At 72.1% G+C, this 16,292-nt stretch carries 16 protein-coding genes; 3 read left to right on the top strand and 13 right to left on the bottom strand.

Annotation, left to right across the window (positions count from 1 at the left end):
- Positions 1-44: 44 nt before the first annotated feature.
- The 5 genes from FHR82_RS29485 to FHR82_RS29465 all read right to left on the bottom strand — a co-directional run bounded on the left by FHR82_RS29485 (position 45) and on the right by FHR82_RS29465 (position 4,228).
- Complete coding sequence (locus tag FHR82_RS29485; RefSeq protein ID WP_221464421.1) at positions 45-584, bottom strand: ATP-binding protein; 540 nt, start codon at positions 582-584, stop codon at positions 45-47.
- A gap of 233 nt (positions 585-817) precedes the next feature.
- A complete protein-coding gene (locus tag FHR82_RS29480; protein WP_184813812.1) occupies positions 818-1,450 on the bottom strand; it encodes a response regulator transcription factor in 633 nt (210 codons plus the stop codon).
- 15 nt (positions 1,451-1,465) lie between these two features.
- Positions 1,466-2,035: a sortase domain-containing protein gene (locus FHR82_RS29475; protein ID WP_184813811.1), complete on the bottom strand. Its 570-nt coding sequence runs from the start codon at positions 2,033-2,035 to the stop codon at positions 1,466-1,468.
- Complete coding sequence (locus FHR82_RS29470; RefSeq protein WP_184813810.1) at positions 2,035-2,556, bottom strand: hypothetical protein; 522 nt, start codon at positions 2,554-2,556, stop codon at positions 2,035-2,037. Before FHR82_RS29470 ends, FHR82_RS29475 begins: the two co-directional genes overlap by 1 nt.
- Positions 2,557-2,770: 214 nt before the next feature.
- A complete protein-coding gene (locus tag FHR82_RS29465) occupies positions 2,771-4,228 on the bottom strand; it encodes an RNA polymerase sigma factor (protein WP_184813809.1) in 1,458 nt (485 codons plus the stop codon).
- Positions 4,229-4,365: 137 nt separating this feature from the next.
- Here FHR82_RS29465 and FHR82_RS29460 point away from each other — a divergent pair, with 137 nt between their 5' ends.
- From FHR82_RS29460 to FHR82_RS29450, 3 genes are all read left to right on the top strand, one after another.
- A complete protein-coding gene (locus FHR82_RS29460; RefSeq protein ID WP_311771334.1) occupies positions 4,366-5,094 on the top strand; it encodes an enoyl-CoA hydratase/isomerase family protein in 729 nt (242 codons plus the stop codon).
- A 117-nt stretch (positions 5,095-5,211) separates the two neighbouring features.
- A complete protein-coding gene (locus tag FHR82_RS29455; RefSeq protein ID WP_184813807.1) occupies positions 5,212-5,982 on the top strand; it encodes a putative protein N(5)-glutamine methyltransferase in 771 nt (256 codons plus the stop codon).
- On the top strand, positions 5,979-6,494 hold the full coding sequence (locus FHR82_RS29450; protein WP_184813806.1) for a hypothetical protein: 516 nt from the start codon (positions 5,979-5,981) through the stop codon (positions 6,492-6,494). Before FHR82_RS29455 ends, FHR82_RS29450 begins: the two co-directional genes overlap by 4 nt.
- On the opposite strand, the gene nrfD is transcribed toward FHR82_RS29450, so the two are convergent.
- The 8 genes from nrfD to FHR82_RS29410 form a co-directional block, all read right to left on the bottom strand.
- On the bottom strand, positions 6,481-7,470 hold the full coding sequence (gene nrfD, locus FHR82_RS29445; protein ID WP_184813805.1) for an NrfD/PsrC family molybdoenzyme membrane anchor subunit: 990 nt from the start codon (positions 7,468-7,470) through the stop codon (positions 6,481-6,483). The two genes, FHR82_RS29450 and nrfD, sit on opposite strands and share 14 nt — an antisense overlap.
- On the bottom strand, positions 7,467-8,330 hold the full coding sequence (locus FHR82_RS29440; RefSeq protein ID WP_184813804.1) for a 4Fe-4S dicluster domain-containing protein: 864 nt from the start codon (positions 8,328-8,330) through the stop codon (positions 7,467-7,469). The genes nrfD and FHR82_RS29440 overlap by 4 nt, the downstream gene beginning before the upstream one ends.
- A gap of 4 nt (positions 8,331-8,334) precedes the next feature.
- Positions 8,335-11,586, bottom strand: coding sequence for a formate dehydrogenase (gene fdh / locus FHR82_RS29435; RefSeq protein ID WP_184813803.1), 3,252 nt, complete (start codon positions 11,584-11,586; stop codon positions 8,335-8,337).
- 75 nt (positions 11,587-11,661) lie between these two features.
- Complete coding sequence (locus tag FHR82_RS29430; protein WP_221464420.1) at positions 11,662-13,419, bottom strand: asparagine synthetase B family protein; 1,758 nt, start codon at positions 13,417-13,419, stop codon at positions 11,662-11,664.
- Between the two features lie 15 nt (positions 13,420-13,434).
- Positions 13,435-13,926 carry a hypothetical protein gene (locus FHR82_RS29425; protein ID WP_184813802.1) on the bottom strand — a complete coding sequence of 164 codons (492 nt, stop codon included), beginning with the start codon at positions 13,924-13,926 and terminating at the stop codon, positions 13,435-13,437.
- A gap of 12 nt (positions 13,927-13,938) precedes the next feature.
- Positions 13,939-14,649 carry a hypothetical protein gene (locus FHR82_RS29420; RefSeq protein ID WP_184813801.1) on the bottom strand — a complete coding sequence of 237 codons (711 nt, stop codon included), beginning with the start codon at positions 14,647-14,649 and terminating at the stop codon, positions 13,939-13,941.
- Entirely contained in the window at positions 14,637-15,623 is a 987-nt protein-coding gene (locus tag FHR82_RS29415) for a hypothetical protein (RefSeq protein WP_184813800.1), read from the bottom strand. The genes FHR82_RS29420 and FHR82_RS29415 overlap by 13 nt, the downstream gene beginning before the upstream one ends.
- Positions 15,620-16,255: a cupin domain-containing protein gene (locus tag FHR82_RS29410; RefSeq protein WP_184813799.1), complete on the bottom strand. Its 636-nt coding sequence runs from the start codon at positions 16,253-16,255 to the stop codon at positions 15,620-15,622. Before FHR82_RS29410 ends, FHR82_RS29415 begins: the two co-directional genes overlap by 4 nt.
- Between the last annotated feature and the right edge of the window lie 37 nt (positions 16,256-16,292).

The raw sequence follows: 16,292 nt of genomic DNA, 5'->3' as shown, positions 1-16,292 counted from the left end.
ACCCGCGTGTTCGCCCAGCACAACCCGCGTGTCGCCCGCAGTGCTCAGATGCGCATCGGCGGGTCGCCGTGGTCGCGGCGCAGGCCCTTCAGGATGCGTTCCATGACGTCCGGGGACAGGTCGTCCGCCGAGGCGATCTCCGCTGGTGGTGGCGCGGCGGCCGCCGCGGCGCGGGTGGTGCCGCGCCGGGGGAGCGGGACGACCGTCGCATCCATGCCCTGAGGCAGCGGGACCTCGCACCACAGCAGCTGCTTACCCGTCGACAGGAGCTGTGCGCCGCTGTTCGCGCCCGCCAGTGATCTCGGCACGTCGAGGGCCGGAGTGGCGCGGTCGTCCTCGATCTCGACCGCCAAGGAGCTGCCGGACAGGCGCAGCCGGAAGAGCAGCATGGTCGGTGTCGAGGTGGGCTTCGCGTCGCCCACCACCGCCCTGACCAGCGCCTCCGCGGTGCGCCGTACCTCAGTCACCATCGACTCGACGCGCCACTCCGTGAGCGTGAACCGCACGAAGAGGTCGGCGCAGTTCACGGCGCTCGGCAGCGCGACGAGTTTCAGGTCGTCCACCTGCACCGTCTGATCGCGCACGGATTCCTTCACTTCCCAACCTCGGGAGACCCGGTGATCTTGCCGCGAAACCCCGCGTGGAGCAACGTCCACGCAGGCAGCAGATTACTGCCATCGCGCAACACCTTCACACCGGCGTGTCGGCCGGTTACCACCGGGTATCCCCCGCATCGTTCTGACCTGCGCAGAAGGGTTGCGGGGGAGCGTACACGCGGCTTCGTCACACTTACAGTGACCACAATGAACACAAGCCCCTAGATCAGGCCCTCCTTCAGGGCGTACGCCACCGCGTGCGCCCGGTTCTTCAGCTGGAACCGGTTCGTGACGTCGTGGATGATGCTCTTCACCGTGCGCTGCGAGTAGCAGAGCTTCTCCGCGATCTCCTGCGTCGACAGCCCGGACGCCACCAGCCGCAGCACCTCCCCCTCGCGGTTCGTGATGCCCGCGAGCTGCAGCCCACGCGGCTCGAGCACGTGCCGCTGCAGCCGCGACACCCGGTTCAGCAGCCGCCCCAGCAGGTCCGGCGGCAGCGCACCCTCACCGGCCTCCGCCGCCTTGACCAGGCGCACCAACACCTCGGGCGTCGCTTCCGCGCGGCGCGCGACCGCGCACACGCCGGCCTCGATGGCCGTCAGGATCTCGGCCTCGGCCATCTCGCCGGAAACCAGGACGATCCGGGTGAAACCGCCGCCCTGCAACACGCGCAGCAGCTGCGCGGCGCGCTCGTCGAACCGGTCGGCGGCGACCAGCGCGACCGTCGCCGCCGGGTCGGCGTCGTCACCGGCGAGCCAGACCTCCTGGCGGGTGCGCAGTGCCGCGGACACCCCGTTCTGCAGGATCGGGTCGGTCGCGCGGACCAGGACCTGGGTGCGGGTGGTTGCCATCATTGCTGTCTCCCCACATCAGCCGAGCTGGTCGGCGTAGACGATGACGTTGTCGAGGTAGCTGCGCGCGGCACGGTCGAACCCGCCGCCGCAGGTGATGAGCCGGAGGACCGGCGCGCTCGCGCCGTTCCAGATCTTTTCCGTGGGCAGCGCGGTCTTCGCGGTCTGCTCCTTGCCGGTGACGACGAACGTCACCGCGCTCGTGCGGTAGTGGACGACCACCTCGTCGCCCGCCGCCAGTTCGTTCAGCCGGAAGAACACGTCCGGCCCGTTCGCCGCCGAGTCCACGTGCGCGAGCACGACCGACGGCCCCGCCTCGCCGGGGCGCGGGCCCGGCGAGTACCACGCGGCGAGCCCGAAGTCCGGCGTCTGCACCGCACCGTCCGGCTTCAGCCCGACCGGCACCAGCGCCGCGTCCACGCCGATCGCCGGGATGGTGACCCGCAGCGGGTCGCCGGGATCGGCGGGCGGCGGGGTCGTCACGGGTGGGGCGGTCGCCGCCGTCGACACCTCGCGCAGCTGCGTGCCGACGAGTACGACGGCGACGACCGCGACCAGCACGGCCGCCACCCAGGTCACGACCTTCATCACGAACGCCGTTCGCTGCGCTGGATCACCAGCCACGCACCGGTCGCCGCGAGACCGAGCAGCGCCAGCGCGGGCAGCGCGATCAGCCACCAGTCCACCGGGTCGGCCGGACCCGCACCGGTGTCGATGCGGTTCGGGGTCGGCACGCCCGACGGCGGGTTCTTCGGCTGCTCGACCGGGGGCACCGGGGTCGTCGTGGTGACCGGCGGCTCAGTGGGCTCCGGCGGGTCGGTCGGGTCCGGGTTCTCCGTGGGGTTCGCGATGTCCGTCGGCCCGGTCGGGAAGGTCGGGTCCGGGTCCGGGTTCTCGGTCGGGTTCGCGACGTCGGTGGGCAGCTCGTCCGGCGTCGGCAGCGTGATCTCGCAGGTGATCGGCTTGCACGGCTCCGGATCGGGCTCTGTCGTCGCGGTCGGCGCCACGATGTCGGTCGGCCCCCCGAACGGCGGCGCGGCGACCGCCACTCCGGCACCGGACAGCAGCGTGCCCAACAGGATCGCGGTCGTCAGCACGGTCTTCTTCATCGGTTCCTCCTGGTTGACGGTGTGTCGCCAGGTATGAGCCGAGGAGGTGGGAAGGCCTTACAACTTTTCCGGAGAACTTTTTTGGGGCCGATGACGAGGCGTTGCCGATCTCATGAAGGACCCCTTCATCACGTCGGCAGCGATGAAGGGGTCCTTCATGGCGTTGAGCGCAACGAAGGGGTCCTTCATCGCACCGAGTGTTACGAAGGGACCATCACCCGATGACAGGGCAGTACACGGCGGTCTCACCGGAGCGGCTGCCGGTGTTGCCCTCCGCGTCGGAAGCCGTGACCGTCCACGGCACGTCGCCGGAGTTCGAGAACGGGCCCAGAGTGGCCCGCCACGCACCGCGGATGAACTGCATCGCCGTGCTGCCGGGCACACCGGCCGGGTCCGTCCAGCGCAACATCATCGTGGTGACGCCGACGTTGTCGGTGGCGGACGCGGTGATCGAGGTCGTGGTCGGCTGCCCGCACTGGATGACGTAGATGTCGCCGCCCGCGGCGGCGCTGCCGACCACCGGCTGCGTGGTGTCGCGGGGTGGCTCCGGCGGCTCAGGCGGATCCGGTGGCACGGGCGGAGGCTGAGCCACGTTCGTCGTTGTCGTGGTGGTGCGCCGCGTGGTAGTCGTTGTCGTGGTGATGGGCGTCGTCGTCGTGGTGGTCGTGGGGGCTGTGGAGGCCGCCGTGGTGGTCGTGGTGCGGTCGCCGGACGTGGTCGTGGACGGGACCGTGTTCTCGAGTGCCAGTGGCTCGCCTTCGAGGGGCTCGCCACTGCGCCAGTACGCGACCACGGAACCGGCGGCCAGCAGTGCCAGCACCGCGACCCCCGCGGCGACCACGCGCCCGCGGCGGGACTTCGGTGGCCGAGGGGCCATGGGCGTCACGACGGTCCGGTCCGAGGACACGAGCTGTACCTCGGCCATCACGCGGTCCTTGAGGAACAGCGGCGCGGGCAGCAGCGGCACCCCGGCGAGCAGGGCCAGCGGGCTGACCGCCACCCGTCGCCGCTCCGAGCAGACCTCGCACGCGTCGACGTGCCGGGCGACGCGTTTGCGCATGAGCGGGGAGAAGCGGCCGTCCCAGTCGGCGAGGAGGGTGTCGAGCTCGGTGCAGTCCCTGCGGCCGAGGCGGGCGATGAGCAGCGCGCCGAGCGACCGTTCCACCTGGTCGCGGAGCCGGGTGAGCAGCACGTACGCGTGGTTGGCGCTGACACCCATGGCCTCGCCGAGCTCCGCGCCGTCCAGGCCCTGGCGCAGGTGCAGGTCGAGCAGTGCGCGGTCGCGCTCGGACAGGCCCGCGGCCGCCGACCACACGAGGTCGGCCAGCGCCTGTTGTTCTGCCGCGCGGTGCGGCCCCGGGTCGGTGTCCGCCATGTCCTCCACCTCGTCGAGCACGACGCGGCCGCGGACCCGGACCCTGCGCAACGCCACGCTGCGTGCGATGGCGTACAGCCAGGGCCGGAGCCGTTCCGGGTCGTTGAGCTGCACGAGGCGTTCGACGGCGAGGACGAAGGTGTCCTGGACGGCGTCCGCGGCCTCGTCACGGTCGCGGAGCACTGACCAGCAGAAATCGTGCAACCGGTTGGCGTAGCGGTCGTAGACCGCGGCGAACGCCTCCCGGTCGCCCGCGAGCACACCGGCCACCAGCTCGGTGTCAGTGCGTTCACTCACGGATGACCTCCGGGGTCAGTACGTACGACGTGCATCGACAAGGAGCCCCCGAAGCGAGGAAACCTTACGACTTTCCCCTGTGTGGCCGTACCGCCATCCGTCGCACCAAAAGCTGCCCGAAAGGGCATGCTGACCTCGTGCTCGAGACCACAGAACACGGCGACACCGCCGTCCTCACCCTGTCCCACGGCCCGGTCAACGCGCTCGACCTGGAGCTGCTCACCGCGCTCCCCGGTGCGCTGGCCGGGGTCGCCGACGCGGCCGCGGTCGTGCTCACCGGCGCGGGCGGCTGCTTCTCCGCCGGGGTCGACCTGAAGCGGATCGGCGACGGCGGGCCGCCGTACGTCGCGGAGTTCCTGCCCGCGCTGAGCACCGCCGTGCTGGCGCTGTTCGACCACCCGCGCCCGGTCGTCGCCGCCGTCAACGGGCACGCGCTCGCCGGTGGCTGTGTGCTGGCGGCGGCGTGCGACGTGCGGCTGATGTCCGGCGGCACCATCGGGCTGACCGAGCTGGCGGCCGGGGTGCCGTTCCCGACCGTGCCGCTGGAGGTCATGCGGCACGCCGTGGGCCCGGCCGTCGGCCGGCTCGTGCTGGCGGCGGAACGGTTGCCGCGCGAGGAGGCGCACCGGATCGGGCTGGTCGACATGTCCGATGACCTGCTGCCCGATGCGCTCGCCCGTGCGACGGCGCTCACGGCAGCACCGCCCGAGGTGTACGCGCTCGCGAAGCGGCAACTGCACGCGCCTGCGCACGAGCGGATCGCGGCCCGGCGCGAACAGGACGATCCGGGCGTCGAGCAGCTGTGGAGCGCACCGTCCACACGAGATCGACTGAGGGGATTCCTCGCCCGGCTCGCGGGGAGGTAGTGTTGACGCGTCCGCTCGACCCAGGGAGGTGAGTCCCATCAACGCTGTTGCTGGCTGGGTGCTCTCACCTCGTACGGCCTAGGAGAGCCGGGGGAGCGCCCATTGCGAAAGGCGCTCATGACCTCTGATCTCAGTACTGACCTCGTCGCACGGCTGCGCGCCGCGGGCTGCGTGTTCGCGGAGGACGAGGCCCGGCTGCTCCTCGAAGCGGCAGGCACCCCACTCGAACTCGCCACGATGGCCGCCCGGCGTGCGGCCGGGGTACCGCTGGAACACGTGCTCGGCTGGGCCGCGTTCCTCGGCCTGCGCATCGCCGTCGACCCGGGCGTGTTCGTCCCCCGGCGGCGCACGGAGTTCCTTGCCCGGCAAGCGATCCGCCGCGCCCGCCCGGGCGCGGCGGTGGTGGACCTGTGCTGCGGCTCCGGTGCGGTGGCGGCGGCGATCGCCGTGGCCGTGCCGGACGTGGACCTGTCCGCCGCCGACATCGAACCGGCGGCGGTCCGGTGCGCGCGCCGCAACGTCCACGGCGCGGTGTACGAGGGGGATCTCTACGACGCCCTGCCGCACCGGCTCCGGGGCCGGGTCGACGTGCTGGTGGTGAACGTGCCGTACGTGCCGTCGGATGAGGTGGCCATGCTGCCGCCGGAGGCCCGCGTGTACGAACCACTGGTGGCGCTGGACGGCGGCGCGGACGGGCTGGACGTGCTGCGCCGGGTGGTCGCGGGGGCCGGGGAGTGGCTCGCGCCGGGCGGCCACCTCCTGTTCGAGATGAGCGCCCACCAGACCCCGGCGGCGGTGGATCTGCTGCACGTGGCCGGTCTCACGCCGGAAGTGGCAACGGACGACGACCTCGCGGCGACAGTGATCATCGGGAGGTGCGCTGGATGAGCCAGCTGTTCACGTTGCTCGGTGTCGTCCTCGGTGCCGCGGCGACCTACTCCGTCACGGCGCTGAACGAACGGACCCGGTGGCGGCGGGCCCAGGAGGCGCGCTGGGACGACCGGCGGGTGAACTCCTACATCGACTACGCCAACGCGGTGAAGAACTGCGTCCACGTCTCGTCCCGCATGGTGGCGTTCCGCGGGCTGCCCGCCGGCGGGCAACCGCTCGATCCGGAGACCGGGCTCGCCCAGCTGGCGGAGGCGGAGCACGAGCGGTCGGTGAAGTGGGAGAGCATCCAGCTGCTGGGGAGCAACTCCGTGATCGAGGCGGGCCGCGCCTGGCACCAGGTCGCGTGGCGGCTGGAGAAGATCGCCCGCGGCGGACCGGCCGACGACCACGACGTGGTCGCCGTGTTCACCGCCCACAACGAGGCGCGGGGCGAGTTCTTCCGTTGTGCGCGCGCCGATCTCGGGCTCAGGGAGCACAAGATCAGCGTTCCGGTCGCTACTGGTCCCTGAGCCGTTCGCGCTGTGGCCGGACGGTGTACTTCGGGTCCTCGGCGGACTGGACGCCCGCATGGAAGACGCCGAACCGCGTGCACGCCGAACCCGCCAGGCTCGCCAGGCCGCCCAGGACCGCCGCCGTGCGGGACCTGCGGCCGAGTACGCCGCCGGCCACCGCGCCGGCGACCGTGAGGATCTCGGCCGCCTTCATGAGGCTGCCCCCTCGGCCGGTGTGCAGTGGTTCGGCGGCCAGGCCCATGCCGCGTGCCATGCGTTTCGCGGCCGCCACCTCCAGTGCGGCGCCCAGTACGGCCGCCCGCCGGGCTGGGCCCGCTTCCGACACGGGTGCCGTCACCATGCCCAGGCCACCCGCCGCGGCGGCCGCCGAGCCGACGAACACGAACGGCAGTTCCCGATGTCCGCCATGCCACGCCGGGACTGCCGTGTTCGCCATCAGCGGCGCCGTGTACGCCGCCACCGCCGGGCCCACCACGCCCGCGGCCAGTGCCGCGGCGCGCCCCGCGCGGGGCATGACGCCCGTCCACTCGGACACCGCCGCCGCGCCTGCGGCCGGGCCGTACGCCATGAGGAGCCACGTGCCGATGCTCATCGGCGACGTCGGTTTGACCATGCGCAGCATGTACAGGAACCGTGCCGGGCGGCCCAGGTCGTGCACCAGCGCGAACAGCGACCCCGAGATCCCCACGAGCGCACCGGTCTTCGCGCCGCGGGCCAGCCCCGGCCGGTTCGTGAGCTGCGCGCCCGCCGCCAGCACCGACGACGCGCCGGCCAGGCCGCCGAGGAAGAGGTACCCCGCGATGTCGCGGGCCTCCCACGTCGGTTTCTTCAGCACCGGCCTGCCGTAGTAGGACTGGAACGACGCGTCCGGCACCATCGGCTGTTCGCCGCGGCCACGGCGGCCACGGCGGCGCCGGCCGGTGACCGCGGTGCGGTCCGGGGGTGCGGTCGCGTCGGCGCGGACGTCGGTCATCGCTTCCTCCCGAGGAACGTGGCCGCCAGGCCGACCAGCAGGGTCGCCGCCGCGGCGCCCGCGCGACGCCACATCGCAGGCAGGTCGCGGGTCGTCACCACCGGCGCGGGCGGCAGGCCGTACACCTCCGGCTCGTCCAGCAGCAGGAAGAACGCGCCGTTGCCGCCGACACCGTCGGCCGGGTCGCGGCCGTACAGCCGCGCGTCGCCGACGCCCGCCTCGTGCAGCTGTGCCAGCCGCTCGTCGGCCCGTGCCCGCAGCACGTCCAGCTCACCGAACTGGATGGAGTCCGTCGGGCACGCCTTGGCGCACGCCGGTTCCTGGCCCGCGCCGAGCCGGTCGTAGCACATCGTGCACTTCCAGACCCGCCCGTCGTCCTCGCGCTGGTCGATCACCCCGTACGGGCACGCGGGCACGCAGTACCCGCAGCCGTTGCAGATGTCCTCCTGCACGACGACCGTGCCGAACTCGGTGCGGAACAACGCACCCGTCGGGCACACGTCCAGGCACGCGGCGTGCGTGCAGTGCTTGCACACGTCCGACGCCATCAGCCAGCGGAACTCCGACCGGTCGTGCTCGCCGGGCATTCCCGGCATCCCCAGGTCCACAGTGGACCCGATGTTCTCCTGGCCGCCCGGTGGTGTGCGCTGCTCGATGAACGCGACGTGCCGCCACGTGTCCGCGCCGAGGCCACCGGTGTTGTCGTAGGAGTCGCCGGTGAAGTTCAGTCCGGCCGAGCCGGCCGGGCCGGGGACGGCGTTCCACTCCTTGCACGCCACCTCGCAGGCCTTGCAGCCGATGCACACGCTCGTGTCGGTGAAGAACCCCATCCGGGGCTGGGTGTCCCGCGTGTCCGTCATCGCCTCACACCTCCGTCCCCGTGCGCTCCGTGACGCCCGCCTTGTCCTGGTAGGACCGCACCAGCTCAGGCAGCGCGGCACCGCGTGGCCGCCGCCCTGGCCGGATGTCGGCACTGAACGTCTTGACCTCCTGGATGTGCGAGCTGGGGTCGAGCGTGATCGCCGACAGCTCGTTGGCCGCGTCGCCGGTCGCCATCCCGTTGGGACCCCAGTGGTACGGCAACCCGATCTGCTCGACCACCCGGCCCTGCACCCGGAGCGGGGTCATCCTGTCGGTGACGAGCACCCGCGCCTCGATCGCGCCGCGTGCTGTCACGATCGTGGCCCAGCCACGGTTCTCGAGCCCCTTCGCGGCCGCCAGCTCCGGCGAGATCTCGCAGAACATCTCCGGTTGCAGCTCGGCGAGGTACGGCGTCCACCGGGACATGCCGCCCGCCGTGAAGTGCTCGGTCAGCCGGTACGTGGTCACCACGTACGGGTAGACCTGGCTGCCCGGGTCGTCACCGCTCGGCTGGTACCGGTTGTGCTCGTGCGGGAACAGGATCCGCGCCGGGTTGCGCTGCTGGCTGTACAACGCGTTGGGGAACGGCGAGTCCTGCGGTTCGTAGTGCGTCGGCATCGGCCCGTCCAGCACGCCGGCGGGCGCGTACAGCCAGCCCTTGCCGTCGGCCTGCATGATGAACGGGTCCACACCGGACAGAGCCGCGACGCCGGACGCGCCTTCGGCCGGCCGGTAGCCCGGCGCCTTCTCCGGCTCGAAGTCCGGCACGTCCCGGCCGGTCCACCTGCCTCGCGCGGCGTCCCACCACACGAGCTTCTTGCGTTCGCTCCACGGTGTGCCGTCCGGCCGTGCCGACGCGCGGTTGTACAGGATGCGCCGGTTCGCGGGCCACGCCCACGCCCATTCGGCGGCGATCCAGTCCTGCTCGGTCCACGGCTTGCGGCGCGCGGCCTGGTTCACGCCGTCGGCGTACACGCCGCAGTAGATCCAGCAGCCGCACGCGGTCGAGCCGTCCGCCTTCAGCTGTGTGTAGGCGGACAACGGTTTCCCGTCGGCGTCGTGCCCGTTGATCTCCGCGAGCACGGCCGCCGCCGACGGTTCGGCGAGCGGGCCCTCGACCGGGTAGTCCCACGTGAGGTCCAGCACCGGCCGGTCGATCGGGTCGGTGCTGTCGGCGAGCTTCGCGCGGATCTTCCGGCCGAGGTGGTACATGAACCACAGGTCGCTGCGGGCGTCGCCCTCCGGCAGGACCGCGGCGTGGTGCCACTGCAGCCACCGGTTCGTGTTGGTGAAGCTGCCGTCCTTCTCGGTGTGCGCGGCGGCGGGGAAGAAGAACACCTCGGTCGCGTTGTCCTCGCAGGTCAGCTCGCCGGTGTCGACCTCGGGGCCGTCCTGCCACCAGGTGGCGCTCTCGGTGAGCGAGAAGTCCCGCACCACCAGCCATTCCAGGTTCGCCATGCCGAGCCGCTGCATCTTCGCGTTGGCCGACCCGACCGCCGGGTTCTCACCCATCAGGAAGTAACCCTTGCAGCGCCCCGCGAGCTGCTCCATCACCGTGTCGTAGGTGGAGTGGCTGCCGGTCAGCTTCGGCAGGTAGCCGAAGCAGAAGTCGTTGTCCTTTGTCGCTTTGTCGCCCCAGTACGCCTTGAGGAGGCTCACGAGATAGGCCTCCATGTTGGCCCAGAAGCCCTTCCGCGCGCGGTCGGCCTCGATGAACGTCTCGAGGGTCTGCTGGTGGTGCGCGTAGGGCATGGGCAGGTAGCCGGGCAGCAGGTTGAAGAGCGTGGGGATGTCGCTGGAGCCCTGGATGCTGGCGTGCCCGCGCAGTGCCTGGATGCCGCCGCCGGGACGACCGACGTTGCCGAGCAGCAACTGCAGCACGCACGCGGCCCGGATGAACTGGGAGCCGGTCGAATGCTGCGTCCAGCCGACCGCGTACACGAACTGGCTCGTGCGTTCCGGGCCGGAGTTCTCGACCAGCGCGCGGCACACCTTCTCGAACGATGCCGTCGGGATCCCGCAGATCTCCTCGACCTTCTCCGGGGTGTAGCGGGCGTAGTGGCGCTTGAGGAGCTGGAAGACGCAGCGCGGGTGCCGGAGCGTCTCGTCCCGCTCCGGGTCGCGCCCCTCCACGGCCGGGCCGCCGGAGCCGTGCTGCTCACTGCGGCCAGCGGCCCGCACGTCCCCTCGGTCGCCTTCCCGTTGCCCCGGCGTCTCGTCGCGCTGCCCGGTGGCGGGCGCGACCGGTGCGCCGTCGTAGGTCCACGTGTCGAAGTCGTACTTGCGGGCCTCCTCGTCGAAACCGGAGAACAGCCCGTCGAGGTCCTCGGTGTCGCGGAACTCCTCGCCGACGATCGTGGCCGCGTTCGTGTACGGCACCACGAAGTCGTGGAAGTACGCGTCCGTCGACAGGACGTGGTTGATGATGCCGCCGAGGAACGCCACGTCGGTGCCCGCCCGGAGCGGCACGTGCAGGTCCGCGAGTGCGCTCGTCCTGGTGAACCTCGGGTCGACGTGGATCACCGTGGCGCCGCGGGCCTTCGCCGCCATCACCCACTGGAACCCCACGGGGTGGCACTCGGCGAAGTTGGAACCTTCGATGACGATGCAGTCGGAGTGCTGCAGGTCCTGCATGAAGCCGGTCGCGCCGCCGCGCCCGAACGACGTGCCGAGCCCGACGACCGTCGAGCTGTGGCACACCCGCGCCTGGTTCTCGATCTGCACCACGCCGAGGCCCGTGAGGAGCTTCTTGATGAGGTAGTTCTCCTCGTTGTCGAGCGTGGCGCCGCCGAGGCTTGCGATCCCCATCGTCCGGTTCGTCTCGCTGCCTTCGTGTTCGGACTGCCATGTCTGCTTCCTGGTGGCGATCACCCGCTCGGCGACCATGTCCATGGCGGTGTCGAGGTCGAGCGGCTGCCAGTCCTTCGCGTGCGGCGGCCGGTACAGCACCTGGTGGCGGCGGCTCGACCCGGTGGTGAGCTGCAGGGTCGCGGATCCCTTGGGGCACAGGCGACCGCGGCTGATCGGCGAGTCCGGGTCACCCTCGATCTGGACGACCTTCTCGTCCTTCACGTACACGTTCTGACCGCACCCGACCGCACAGTAGGGACAGATCGACTTGGTGACCCGGTCCGCGGTCGCGGTCCGTGCGGTGAGCTCGGCGCTCCGGCGCGACTTGGCGGCCTCGCCGCGGCCGGTCCGGTCCCTGCCGGTGACCTGGCGGTACACCGGCCACGACTCGAGGATACGACGCATGAGCGGGCGGTACCCGGCGCCCGCGACGCTAAACGCCGTGGCCGCCGCGGTCACCCGCGACGGCGATTCCGCGGGTCAGAGGCCGTACGAGCGCAGCCACAGCTCCAGGGTGAGCAGCAGCCACAGCTTGCCGCCCTGGCGGGGGAGGAGGGTGCCTTCGCGGCGCAGCCAGGTCTCGATGGTGTCCGGCCGGAACAGTCCCCTGGCACGGGCGGTCGGGCCGAGCAGCAGGTCGTGGCCGAGGTCGCGCAGCGGACCGTGCAGCCACTGCTGGACCGGGACCCGCATGCCGCTCTTCGGCCGGTCCACGATCGTGGCGGGCAGGAGGTCGCGCACCGCTTCCTTGAGGATCCACTTCTCGGCGGTCCCGTTGAGCTTGTACCGCGGCGGCACGCGGAACGCGTGGTCGATCACCGCCCGGTCGAACAGCGGCGCGCGGCCCTCGATGCCGGTCGCGGCGGTCAGGCGCTCGACCTTGGTGAGGATGTGGTGGGCGCCCTTGGTGCGCAAGTTGGTGTGCAGGAGCTGGTTGAGCAGGCCGCGCATCGGGCCCGGCCGCAGGTACGGCGCGACGTGGTCGGTCAGCGGCGGGGCACCGGCGAGCGCCTCCTGCGTGGCGCGGGTCAGCAGCATCGGCAGGTCGCCGTGGCACTTGCGGTAGGACTCCAGGTAGGTGCGGGCCCGCGCGTCCGGGTCCGGGTCGTCGCGGTGCAGCTCGAAGATCAGCATCGGCAGGTTCTTCGGCCCGCCGAACACCGGGTCGCCGCCCTCGCCGTTGAGGACCGCGCTCGCGCCGGTGGCCGCGACGGCCTCGGCGAGCAGCAGGTTCGGCACCGTGAGCGGGTCGCCGACCGGGCTGTCGAGCAGCGCGACCGTGCCTTCCAGGCGGTCCGCGACGGTCTGCCCGCTGACCGACAGCACGGTGTGCTCGGTGCGGCAGTGGGCGGCGACGAGCCCCGAGTAGCCCAGCTCGTTGGGCAGGTCGGCGCCGAAGCTGATCGAGTACGTGTGGACCGGGTGGTCGTGCAGCTTGGCGGCCAGTGCCGTGACCAGGCTGGAGTCGACACCGCCGGACAGCAGGACGGCCGCGGGCTCCGCGTCGGGGAGACGGCGGGCGGTGGCGTCCTCGAGCAGCGCGCGGAGCGCGTCCGCGTGCGCCTCCGGTGACCGTTCGTCCGTTTCCTCCCTCGGTTCCCAGAAGGTCCGGGTGCCGTGGCGGGTGGTGACCCGGCCGGGGAGGGCCTCGTGGACGCCGCGCAGGAACGTGTCGGTGCCGGGGAGGTAGGCGAAGGTCAGGAACGACGTGACGGCGGGCAGGTGCAGGCCGGTGTCGAGCGCGGGCCAGTCCCGCAGCGCACGCAACGAGGTCGCGGCGGCCCAGTGGGCACCGGCGGTGGCGTGGAACAGGGTGCGGGCGCCGACGTGGTCCCGGACCAGCACGAGCGAACCCCCGTCGGAGACGGCGAGCACGAACATCCCGTCCGCGGCGGCCACCTCTCCGCGGGCGTAGGCGTGCAGGAGCAGCTCGGCATGGGTGGCGTCGGCGGGCGCACCGGTCAGCCGCCGCAACTCGGCCGCGTTGAACAGCGTGACCTCCCCGACGGCGGTCAGCGACCCGACGCGGAACGGCCCGACCGCGGGCCCTGTCCCGGCGAGCAACCCGAGTGCGACGTTGTCCACCGGCCCGCCCGCGCGGACGCCGGAACCGCCGGTGCCCGCCGCCAGGCTGGTGATCGGGGAGCCGTCGGCGGCGTCCGACACGATCGAGTGAGCGCCCATCGCCGCCAGTTGTGCCACCGGGTCCGGCCCCTGGCAGGCCACCCATCTCGGCATCACATCCTCCGCATCTCAGCCGAAGTCGCCGTCCGCGTCGCCGCCGTCATCGCCGTCGTCCCAGTCGTCGTACCCACCGCCACCGTCACCACCACCGCCCCCGCCGCCACTGGACCCCGACGCGGCCTGCTGCCGCAGCGCCTCCTCCTCCGCGACCGTCATCTCCGCGGGCGGCGGCGCCATCGCCCCCAGCACCACCCCGCCCGCCACCGCGGCCAGCAGCATCCCGAGCCGCCCGCGAAACGACGTCCGGTTCACCGTCACCGTGCCGTCGCGCCACAGCGTGCGCCCGTATCCGACGTCCCGCGCGTACACGACACCACCGTCGGTGTACGTGCGCTTGATGATCCGCTGCCCCAGCAGCTCGTCGGTGCCCGCGCGGCCCCGGTTGTCGCGCCACCGCACCACGCCACCGTCTCGCGTCCGCCACTCCTCACGCCCGTCGGCGTAGCGGCGGTGCACCGTGCGGTCCGCGAGCAGCTCGTCGCGGTAGGGGATCTCAGCCACGGTCGTGCCCTCTCATGCGGTCGGCCAGGTCAGGAAGCCGACCTCCCGGCCGACAAGCCACTGTGGACGTTGCGGCCGCACCTCGCGGACCAGCCGGTGCACGGTCCGCAGCAGCACCGCCGGGCGCACCGCCTCCACCTCCACGAACCGCCCGTCCGGGCCGCGGCCGTGCGTGAGGTGCAGCGCCGCCGCCTGCCGGTGGTTCAGCCCGAGTGGTGACACCCGCGGCCCGGCCGGCACCATCCCCGGCACGGCGAGCCCGGTCGTGCTCGCGTCGTGCAGCACGTACACCGTGCCGTCCACCCGTGCCAGCATCGACACCACCCGCTCGTCGAGCGGCAGGTCGGCCACGCTGAACACCGGGCACGCGGACTCCATCGGCAACCCGTTGGCACGCACCATGTCCGCGACCGCCGCCGACTGGCACACCAGCAGCCTCGGCAGTCCGTAGTCGAACAGGTCCGGCTCGGTCGTGTGCCGTCCCGGTGTTCCCAGCGGTTCCGGTGGCGGCAGGAGCCCGGGCAGCGGCCGGAGCAACGCGCGGAAGTCCGAATAGGACACCGGTGGCGCGGTGGTGAACGGCACCCGCCTGGTCACCCGGTGCCACGGCCGCAGCACCCGGCACAGCTCGTAGTACAGCTGCCGTTCGGTGAACCGCAGCCCGCCCGGTTCGGCCACCCGCTCCGCCGCGACCCGCAACGCCCTGGCCATCATTCCGGCCATGTCATGAACCCCACTTCCGCCGCGCGCGCCCGGTCCGTCCGCGTGAGCGCTCTGTCCACAGCGGACAGCAGCTTCGCGGGCGGCACCGCCCCGATCGGCGACCACCAGCCCGCCGCCAGCCACTCGACCTCCTCGCGGGACAGGCCGTGGCGCCGCAACTCCGCCCCCGCTCCACGGGGGCCCCGGAGCCGGAGCAGCCCGCGGTTGTGGAGCACGGTCGACGGTCGCAGGCCCGCGTCGACCACCACCCGGCCGGGCAGCGCGGCCCGGGTCGCGGCCGCGAACCGCAGGCCGGCCACGCTCGCGTCGTGCAGCAGGACGACCGGCACCTCCGGTGGCACCCCGGCCGCGTTCGTCGCGAGCGCCAGCTTGTTCCGGTGCGGCACACCGTTCGCGTTCAGGCAGTCGAGGACGGACCCGTCCTGGCACACCAGTGCGGCCTCGGGTGCCTGGACCATCGCGCGCGGCACGGTGTCGATCATGCCGGGCGGGCTGGCACCGTACACGCGCCGCCAGTCCGAGAGCATCGTGCGGAAGCGGATCTCGAGGACCGGCGGGTGGATCTCCGCACGCGCGGCAAGGATCGGCCGCAGTACCGCGAAGACGATGTTCGCCACGACGAGCAGGGCCACCGCACCGATCACCACCCCGGCGAACACCTCCTTCGGTGGCTGGATCGCCGCGGCGACGAAGACCACGGCGACCGTCAGGAGGACGAACGTGCCGCAGCCGCACCCGTTCAGCGGCTGGACCGGCTCGGTCACCTTCTTGCGGGACACGGCGTACCAGAGCTGCCGCGAGGTGTACGACAGCCCACCCTCCGCGAGCCGGGCCGCCTGCCGCCGCACCTTGAGGTCGTGCAGCTGGAGTCCGTTCGTCTTGGGGTCGAACGCGAACGTGCGGTCGCAGTACGTGCACTTCGAGCCCGTGCGGTGGCGCCGGAGCAGGTTCTTGCTGCAGTGCGGGCAGATCACGGTGAACCGTCCACTCTGGATGCCAGACGCCGGAGCCGGGACGCCACCCGTTCACGCCACGTCGTGGTGAGGTCCGGGGCGCGTTCCTCCAGTGCCAGCAACGCCTTCGTGAGCTCCACCGCACCACGCCGGTCGGCCTCGGCGGCGGTGATCGCGTAGTCCTCGTGGTCGATGCCGAACCCGGTGTTGGCAGCCAGGATCAGCAGCGGCGTGGTGGCGCGGTTGCCGAACGAGTGCGGCATCATCGCGGGGATGCGCACCATCGTGCCCGGCGTGAGCCGCAGGTCGACGGCGGTGTCGCGGCGCTCGTCGAACAGGCCGCACGACGCGTGCCCGAGGCTCAGCACGAAGTGCTCGCCGCCGTGCGCGTGCGGGGTGAACGCGCTGTGCGGCGCGACGACGCCCAGCTTGTAGGTCGCGTTGCTCGGCCGTTCGGGTGACGTCCGCGCGTCGCCGACGAAGTAGTGCGCCAGCTGCCCGTCGTCGATGAACCGGAGCAGGTCCTCGTCCGCGCCGAGCGGCCGGGTCCCGGCCCGGTCGGTCACCGTGCGGTCACCTGCTGCGCCGAACCGGTAGACCTCCACCCCGGTCGGTAACTCCGCCTCGTCCTTCACGACATCATCATCGTCCATCGGACTCGGGAGGGTTCCCGAACCGGCAACGTGGCAC

It is taken from the genome of Actinophytocola algeriensis (assembly GCF_014203735.1).
GTDB classification, from domain to species: domain Bacteria; phylum Actinomycetota; class Actinomycetes; order Mycobacteriales; family Pseudonocardiaceae; genus Actinophytocola; species Actinophytocola algeriensis.
This window is presented reverse-complemented; position numbering and strand designations above follow the sequence as displayed.